This is a genomic window from Celeribacter marinus (assembly GCF_965656515.1).
Taxonomy (GTDB): domain Bacteria; phylum Pseudomonadota; class Alphaproteobacteria; order Rhodobacterales; family Rhodobacteraceae; genus Celeribacter; species Celeribacter marinus_D.
The window spans coordinates 1-8548 of the sequence record NZ_CBFHKW010000076.1 but is presented as its reverse complement, the minus strand read 5'-3'; the positions used below and the strand labels follow the sequence as shown (position 1 = coordinate 8548).

Annotated in this window: 8 protein-coding genes and 1 pseudogene; 1 reads left to right on the top strand and 8 read right to left on the bottom strand. The window is 58.9% G+C overall.

The window, feature by feature from the left end; translation table 11 throughout:
• Window positions 1–381: pseudogene (locus ACTG34_RS12665) on the bottom strand (nitrite/sulfite reductase); the annotation flags it as partial.
• Window positions 374–682: a DUF2849 domain-containing protein gene (locus ACTG34_RS12660; protein WP_439105248.1), complete on the bottom strand. Its 309-nt coding sequence runs from the start codon at window positions 680–682 to the stop codon at window positions 374–376. The pseudogene ACTG34_RS12665 and the gene ACTG34_RS12660, both read right to left, overlap by 8 nt.
• Before the next feature lie 142 nt (window positions 683–824).
• On the opposite strand from ACTG34_RS12660, the gene ACTG34_RS12655 reads away from it, so the two are divergent.
• A complete protein-coding gene (locus tag ACTG34_RS12655) occupies window positions 825–1286 on the top strand; it encodes an Lrp/AsnC family transcriptional regulator (protein WP_062218830.1) in 462 nt (153 codons plus the stop codon).
• Between the two features lie 82 nt (window positions 1287–1368).
• Here ACTG34_RS12655 and trpE read toward each other — a convergent pair whose 3' ends face one another.
• The 6 genes from trpE to fabI form a co-directional block, all read right to left on the bottom strand.
• Window positions 1369–2883: an anthranilate synthase component I gene (trpE, locus tag ACTG34_RS12650; RefSeq protein ID WP_439105247.1), complete on the bottom strand. Its 1515-nt coding sequence runs from the start codon at window positions 2881–2883 to the stop codon at window positions 1369–1371.
• 31 nt (window positions 2884–2914) lie between these two features.
• Window positions 2915–4765: a SurA N-terminal domain-containing protein gene (locus tag ACTG34_RS12645; RefSeq protein ID WP_439105246.1), complete on the bottom strand. Its 1851-nt coding sequence runs from the start codon at window positions 4763–4765 to the stop codon at window positions 2915–2917.
• A gap of 75 nt (window positions 4766–4840) precedes the next feature.
• Window positions 4841–6037, bottom strand: coding sequence for an aminotransferase (locus ACTG34_RS12640; protein WP_439105245.1), 1197 nt, complete (start codon window positions 6035–6037; stop codon window positions 4841–4843).
• Between the two features lie 305 nt (window positions 6038–6342).
• The gene (gene gpt, locus ACTG34_RS12635; RefSeq protein ID WP_439105243.1) at window positions 6343–6849 is read right to left on the bottom strand and encodes a xanthine phosphoribosyltransferase; all 507 of its coding nucleotides are present in this window, start codon (window positions 6847–6849) and stop codon (window positions 6343–6345) included.
• Between the two features lie 25 nt (window positions 6850–6874).
• Complete coding sequence (locus ACTG34_RS12630; RefSeq protein ID WP_439105242.1) at window positions 6875–7489, bottom strand: LysE family translocator; 615 nt, start codon at window positions 7487–7489, stop codon at window positions 6875–6877.
• Window positions 7490–7572: 83 nt separating this feature from the next.
• The gene (fabI, locus tag ACTG34_RS12625; protein WP_342842716.1) at window positions 7573–8376 is read right to left on the bottom strand and encodes an enoyl-ACP reductase FabI; all 804 of its coding nucleotides are present in this window, start codon (window positions 8374–8376) and stop codon (window positions 7573–7575) included.
• Window positions 8377–8548: the final 172 nt, after the last annotated feature.

Genomic DNA, 8548 nt, shown 5'->3' with positions numbered 1-8548 from the left:
CGTCACGTTACGGATGGTGTTTCCACTGGTCTGGATCGCGTGCATTTCCACGTCCGCGAGCGCATCCAGCATATCGGGCACATCCGGCAATTTTGGCCAGTTGAATTGGATGTTCTGACGGGTGGTGAAGTGTCCGTACCCCTTGTCCCATGTGTCGGCGATATAGGCCAATTGGTCCATTTGATCGGGGTTGAGCGTGCCATAGGGAATCGCCACGCGCAGCATATAGGCGTGCAATTGCAGGTACAGACCGTTCATCAGGCGCAGGGGGCGAAACTCCTCTTCGGTCAGGGAGCCGTCAACACGCCGCTCAACCTGACCGCGAAACTGCGCACAGCGCGCGCGGACGAATGCGGCGTCAAAGTCGTTATACTTATACATGGTCGGCTCCTGTCACTTGTTTGCCGTGGGCGTAGTTGGACGGTCCTGTGCGGCGGAAGTCTTCGCGAAAATGCGTGGGCTCAGGGCCATTTGCGCCGCTGATTGCATCGGCCAGATAGGCCCCAACCTGCATCCCGTCTTTGGTCGCGCGCGCCAATGCGGCCTCCGCCGTTTCGGCATCCTCAAAAAGGGCCGCATCGTTGAGCGCACGCACCCACGCGCCACTGGCGTCGAGATAGATAACATCGCCATCCAGAAGGGCGTTGGCGGTGACGACTTTGGGCGTAAAAGGACGGGCCATGAGGGTTTTCCACTTGCGATTTCTTACCCATAATTTAGAACATTATTCCATAATTTGGACAGGTGCCTGAGGAAATAAGGGTGTTTGTTCTAGAGCCATCGATGCGCTAGGCTCGTGTTCCGCCAAAAGGGAGAAAACCGAAATGAGTGTCCAACTTGATGAGATGGATCGGAAAATCTTGCGGGAGCTGCAACATGATGCAAGCCAGTCTTTGGACGAAATCGCCAAGATTGTGGGCTCGTCAAAGACACCCGTATGGAATCGTATTCGCAAAATGCGCGAGAACGGGGTGATCGGCAAAGAGACGGTTATTCTGGATGCTGAGAGCCTCGGCCTTGAGGCGTGTTTCTTTGTTTTGGTGCGCACAAACGCCCATGAGGCGGGGTGGCAGGAGAAGTTTTTACAGGTGCTAAAGGCGCGTCCAGAGGTGTTGGAGGCGCATCGTTTGGCCGGAGAAATCGACTATATTCTCAAGGTCCGTGTGACCAATGCCAAAGCCTATGACGCGTTTTATCAGGCGCTGATTGAGGAGGTCACGATCTATAATGTGACGGCGCTCCTCTCGATGGAAGAGATCAAATACACGACGGAACTGCCGCTTTAACGCCTGTCGCGGAACACAAAACAGGGCGCGGTGACCGATGGTCCCGCGCCCTGTTGTATGTCTGATGTTCGCGTAGAGGAGATTAGCGGTTTCCGGTCTTTGTAAAGCGTCCCGCATCTGCGGCGGCCATTCGCAAGGCATTGGATTTATTGACTGTTTCCTCGAACTCAAGCTGTGGGTCGCTGTCATAAACCACGCCGCCGCCCGCCTGAATATAGAGCTTTTCGTCTTTGATCACACCGGTGCGCAACGCGATGCACATGTCCATGTCGCCACCCGCGGAAAAGTATCCCACGCCGCCGCCATAGACGCCGCGCTTTTCGGGTTCCAACTCGTCGATGATCTCCATCGCACGCACTTTGGGCGCGCCTGACACGGTGCCGGCAGGCAGGCCCGCAAGCAGGGCCGACAGCGCATCATGGTCGTCGGACAATTCACCCACCACGTTGGAGACGATGTGCATCACGTGGGAATACCGCTCGATGATGAATTCCTCAGTCGGGCGCACCGTGCCGATTTTGGACACTTTGCCCGTGTCGTTGCGCCCCAGATCGAGCAGCATCAGGTGCTCGGCCAATTCCTTTTGATCCGACAGCAGATCGTCCTCGAGGGCTTTGTCCTCGGCGGGGGTGGCGCCGCGTTTGCGGGTGCCTGCGATCGGGCGAATGGTCACCTCGCCGTCGAACACACGCACGAGAATTTCGGGGGAGGCACCGACAATCTGATAGCCGCCGAAGTTGAAAAAGAACATGAACGGCGAGGGGTTGGTGCGGCGCAAGGAGCGATAAAGCGCAAAGGGCGGCAACGGGAACTCTTGTGTCCAACGCTGTGCGGGAACGACTTGAAAGATGTCCCCTGCGGTGATGTACTCTTTCGCCTTTTCAACGGCTTGTAGGTAACCCTCATGGGTGAAATTGGACTGGGGCGGCGGCGCGCTCCACTCTTGGCCCAAATCGTGGCTGACCTCAACGGGGGCGCGTTCGAGATCGCGTAGCGCGTCCATCACCCGTTCGGCGGCTTGGGCATAGGCGGCTTTGGCGGATTGACCGGAGCCTGTCCATGCGGGCGATACGATCATCACCTCGCCTTTGACGCCATCCAAAACGGCCACCACGGACGGGCGCATCAATACCGCATCGGGCAGGCCGATCGGGTCGGGGTTCACGTCAGGCAGGTGTTCGACAAGACGGATCATATCGTAACCAAGATAGCCAAACAGACCCGCACAGGACGCCGGCAGTTCGGGCGGCAGATCAATCTTGCTCTCGTCGATCAGGGCGCGAATGGCCGTAAGCGGATCCGCCTCTTGGGCCGCAAATCCGTCCGCATCAAAGCGCGCATTGCGGTTGATGGACGACAGCGTGCCCTCACATTTCCACACCAGATCGGGTTTCATCCCGATGATGGAATAGCGTCCACGCACTTCTCCGCCTGTCACAGATTCGAGAATGAAACTGTCGGTGCGCGCGCCTGCCAGTTTGAGCATGATCGACACGGGCGTGTCGAGATCAGCGGCCACTTTGGCGTAGACGACTTGGTTTTGGCCCGCCTCATACGCGGCTTCAAACTCGGAAAAGGACGGGATCAACGTGGCCATCGGTTCGACTTTCTATAGACGGTGGAACGCCTTAGGGCATTTGGGCATGCACGGCGTTGAGTGCCGCTTGGTTCACGGTGACGCCATCACGCACACGCATGGCGTTTGCAAAGGCGGCGATCACGTCTTGGGCGGCACCCTGTGCGGCTTGCTCGGCGTAGCTCGCGGCAATCTCGTCCATCTCGGTGTTGGCATCGGGCGGCTGCACGGCGTCCACTTTTGCGATCACAACACGGTCTGCACCTGTGATCACAGTTGTCGCCCCGAGCGCCAGACCCGGAGCGAATACCGCGTCAATGAACCCTTGTGGCATTGTGGAGATGAAATCGCGGCGCGTGATATCCGCAAAGGTCTCGACAGGCAGGCCAAGCGCGTCCATTGCGGTGCCTGCGGCCACTTCGGTCTGGATATCGATTGCGCGGGCGTTCAACAGGCGCGCGGTCTCGCTTGCGGTCCAATCTGCGGCCACTTGGTCGCGCACCTCATCCAACGGGCGCACGGCGGCGGGGTTTATCGCATTGAGGCGCAGGGCAAAGATGCCACCATCGGACAGTTCAATAATCTCGGGGAAATCACCGACTTGGGCGGCCTGAACGGTTGTGACAAAGGTCGCGTAGGAGGCAAGCCCGTCCTCGGATGCGGTGGACCAGTCCATTTGGCCCAACTCCATCGCCGTCTCTGCCGTCAATTCCTCAAGTGTGGCGCCAGAGGCCAACAGGTCGTCGAGGGTTTCAAGCAGATCACCAATCTCGCGGCGCGCGGCATCGGTTGCCATCTCTTTGGCCAGATCGTCGCGCGCATCCTCGAATGCGATTTCAGAGGCCTCAAGCACGCCGTTTACGCGAAACAATGCAGGTCCAAGGTCGGACATCACAGGACCGACAAGGCCAAGCTCCTGCGCGCCAAAGACTGCATCGGCAGCGACGCCAATGTCACTTGGTGCGACGTCACCCAAATCGATATCGGCAAGGGACAGACCGCGTGCGGTCACTTCGTCGTCGAATGTGGTTTCGCCCGCCGCAATACGGTCGGCTGCGGCCTGTGCATCGGCATCATTGCCGTACACCAGACGCTCCACGAGGCGGCGTTCGGGTTGAATGTAGGCGGCGATATTGTTGTCGTAGATTTGGCGTAGGCTGGCTTCGTCCAGCTCGACACTGTCGGAAATCATGGTCGGGGACAGCCACGCATAGGTCACATCGCGCGTCTCTGGCGCGGTGTAGGCGGCCGCGTTTTCCTCATATTGCGCGGTGATTTGCGCGTCTGTGGCTTGTTCCACTTGTGTGTCGAGATCCACGGCGGTCAGGCTTGCAACGCTCACGGTGCGCCGCTCTCCGAGCCAGTCCACGATCACTTTGGCGTAGGCGTCCGGCATGACAACGCCAGTGGCCAATGCCCCCTGAAGCAACGCCCGCGCGGTATCACTGCGCAAGGAGTCTTCGAATTCGTTCGTGGTCTGACCAAGGCGCTCAATGGCGAATTTATAGGTGTCGGCGTCGAATGTCCCGTCAACACCTTGGAAGGCGGAAATGCTCATAAGTGTGCGGCGCACTTCGTCGTCGCCTACGGATATGCTAAGGCGCGCCAATTCACCGTCAAGGGCGGCGCGTGTCAAAAGACCGTCGAGCACTTGGTTGGTGACGCCGAGCTGCGTGGCTTGGGCGATCGTGATTTGTTGTCCGGTCTGTTGCTCAAGGGCGCTCAATTCGTTTTGCAAAGCACGGGCGTAGACGTTGAGGTCGACCTCTTGGTCTCCGACCGCGCCAACACTGCGGACGGTGCCGCCGAAATTGGTGGCCCCAAAGCCGCCAAGACCCAAGATCAATAGGCCTACAATGCCCATTGCGATTACTTTTCCGCCGCTGCCTTTACCGCTCGCCATGTTCTTGGTCTCTCCTTAACTGTGGCGAAATGTCTAGGCGGTTCGTGGCGGACCCGCAAGCCAGATTGGCGCGGATCATGGATCAATCTGTTGCAAACGCTCTAAAAGGTCCGTGATCGCGTCACAGTCGAGATTGGCAAAGGCAATGCGCAGCTCGCGCGCGCCGCGCGGATCCCCCGCAGGGGTAAAGAATGTGGCAGGCAAGACCAGCACGCCCGCATGATCGACGAGCCACGGCGCAAGCGCACTTGACGCCATATCGAACGGGTGGGCGACATAGGCGAAAAAACCGCCGGTGCCCAAAAGCGTCCAGCCCTTTGCGGCAAGTGGTGCGAACCCGTCCTCAAGCGTGCGGCGGCGTTTCAGGATTTCGGCGCGCTCGCCCGCAAGCCAGTCGCCTAAGTTCTGCATCCCCCAAAGGGCCGCGCGTTGGCCAAGCTGGTTGGGGCAAATGGTGACTGTATCGAGGTATTTTTCGACCTGTAACAGCCGCTCGGGCGCGGCGGTGAGGGCGCCAACGCGGTGCCCCGTGAGGCGGTAAGCTTTTGAAAACGAATAGATTTGCACCAATGTGTCGCGCCAGTCCGGTTGACGCAGCAAGATATGCGGCGCGCCCTCGCGGGCGTCAAAATCGCGGTATGTCTCGTCGACCACGAGGGCAATCCCGTGTGTGCGCGCCAAAACGTAGAACTTTGTCAGCAACTCGGATGGGTATTCAACGCCTGCGGGATTGTTGGGCGTGACGAGGACAATGGCGCGGGTGCGCGGTGTGATGAGGCTTGCCGCCTGTTCCAGATCGGGCAGCATATCCGCGCCTGTCGGCAGGGGCACGGCGGTGACGCCCGCCATGTCGCACCACATTTTATGATTGAAATACCAAGGGGTTGGAAGGATGACCTCATCACCGCTCGCCGCCAGTGTCGACATCACGGCTGTAAAGGCCTCGTTCGCGCCTGATGTGATGGCGATATCTGCGGCGTTGACCTGTGCGTGATAGGTGGTGCTGACCTGTTGGGCGAGTTCGGCGCGCAGAGCGTCTAGGCCCAAAACAGCTCCGTACAGGTGCACCTCGTCATCTTCGACCGCGAGACGTGCGATTTCTTGGCGTAACGCCAACGGGGGCGGGGCCATCGGTGCGGCTTGGGACACGTTGAGCAAGGGGCGATCTGGCGCAAAGGTTTTGCCCGCAACCCATGACTGTGCCTCGACAATCGGAGAGCGGGAGGTGCGTGCCATCGGGGTGGCAAGAGGCAGGGGCGTTGTGGTGGCCATTAGGGGCTCCTAAGCGTCAAATCATCCGTTGATTTATACTTAGGCAGCGCGCAGCGGACTGACAATGGCCGCGCACACAAAGAGGGGCATTCAACGCAAAACGCCCTCGCGCAGGGGCGAAGGCGTTGGGCATTATGGTGTGTGTGGCGCGCGGGTTTTAGTCTTTGCCGCGGTACGGCTGCACGTATTGCAGGGCCATATCCCAAGGGATGAGCGCGGTGAGAAAACGCCGTGGGGCGGCGTTTTGCGCGCGAACCGGAACGTCTCGCGTTTCGGATTTCCCCGTTTGACCTTGCGCGCGGGTTTTAGTCTTTGCCGCGATAGGGCTGCACATATTGCAGGGCCATATCCCAAGGGAAAAAGATCCATGTGTCTTGGCTGACTTCGGTGACAAAGGTGTCGACCTGTGGGCGGCCTTGGGGTTTGGCGTAGACCGTTGCGAAATGGGCGTTGGGGTAGAGTTCGCGGCACAGCTCAAGGGTTTTGCCGCTGTCCACCAGATCGTCAATGATCAAGATGCCGGTGCCGTCCCCCATCATGTCGGCGTCGGGCGCTTTGAGCACTTTGGCCTCGGAGCGGTCTTGGTGGTCGTAGGATTTGACCGAGATGGTATCAACCGTGCGCACGTCCAACTCGCGGGCGATGATCATCGCGGGGGCCATGCCGCCACGGGTGATCGCCACGATTGCGCGCCATGCGCCATCATCGGGGCCTTTGCCATCAAGGCGCCACGCCAATGCGCGGCTGTCACGGTGGATTTGGTCCCAAGAGACGTGAAAGCCTTTTTCGTGCGGCAAAAGCGGATCGGTCATGTGAGGTTCTTTCTAGAGATGAGCATTAGGTTGTAGCGATTTTTAGTCCAAAAGCGGCAATCATGCCACCCAAGATACGGTCGGTCCAAAGTTTAGCGCGCCCGTAAGCCGTGCGGGCCTTTTTGCGCGAAAAAACAAGCGCGACAAACACATACCACATGGTTTCGTTAACAAAGACGAAAAACAGCAGGGCCGCAAGAACGGGAAGGGGCGTGCCTTGCGGGATCAGACCGGCAAAAACCGCGCCAAAAAAGATCGCGGGTTTGGGATTGGCGAGCTGTGTGAACAACCCGAGGCGAACGGCGTTGCCCAAGGAGCGTGGCGTGGCCAAGGTGACCACATCGGGCAAAGGATCGCGGGCGTGACGGATGGTTTTATATCCGATCCATGCCAAAAACAGCCCCCCCGCCACTTTGAACGCCACATAGGCGCGTGGCACCACTTCAAACATCAAGGCCAGTCCAAACATCGCGGCCATTGCCCAGATCACCGCGCCAAGGCCAAAAGCGACCGCAAGCCCGCCTGCGGGGCGAAACCCTTCGGAGGCTGCGGTGCGCACGGACACCACAAATGAGGGGCCAGGTGACATCGCGGCGACGAAATGCAGGGCGAGAATGGACAAAAAGATGGTCAGCGTCATAAGGCGGCCTGTCTCACATGAAGTCCGAGGGCCGCGTTGCACAACGGGCCCTCGGGGTATGGTACTTTAAAGGCGGCGTGCCGTTAGCCCTTTGTGATGTCGGGGGCGTCGACGGCTTTCATGCCGACAACGTGGTAGCCCGCATCAACGTGGTGCGTCTCGCCCGTGACGCCCGATGACAGATCGGACAAGAGGTAGAGCGCCGAGCCGCCCACATCGTCGATTGTCACATTGCGGCGCAGGGGCGAGTTGTATTCGTTCCACTTCATAATATAGCGGAAATCACCAATGCCCGACGCGGCGAGTGTTTTGATCGGACCGGCGGAGATGGAGTTCACGCGGATGCCGTCTTTGCCCAGATCCTCGGCGAGGTAGCGCACGGAGGCCTCAAGGGCCGCTTTGGCCACGCCCATGACATTGTAATGCGGCATAATGCGTTCGGCGCCGTAATACGTCATGGTGATCATCGAGCCACCATCCGTCATCAGCTTGGCGGCGCGTTGAGCCACGGCGGTAAAGGAATAGACGGAGATGTCCATCGTCATGTTGAAGTTATCGCGGGTGGTGTCGACATAGCGGCCCCGCAGTTCGGCCTTGTCGGAGAACCCGATGGCGTGGACGATAAAGTCGATCTTGCCCCAACGCGCTTCGATATCGGCAAAGAGCGCATCGACGGATGCCCCGTCGGTTACGTCACACGGCACGACGAAATCGGAGCCAAGTTGCGCGGCCAATGGGTCTACGCGTTTCTTGAGTTGCTCGCCTTGGTAGGAAAAGCAAAGCTCCGCACCGTGTTCCGCCAAAGCCTTTGCAATGCCCCAAGCGATTGATTTGTCGTTGGCGAGGCCCATAATGAGGCCACGTTTGCCTTCCATAAGTTTTGTCATGGTCGGTCCTTTATCCGTATTTACCTGTTGTATCAGGCTTTAGGCGGTTTGAACGCATCTCGCAAGGTTTTGCCCGTGTGCGCGCAAACTTAGCGCGACTTGTCGTGTGGGGTGGAGTGCACTAATTGGGAGGGAGATGGCCAAGGAGGGCAGGGTGATGGACAAACGCAAA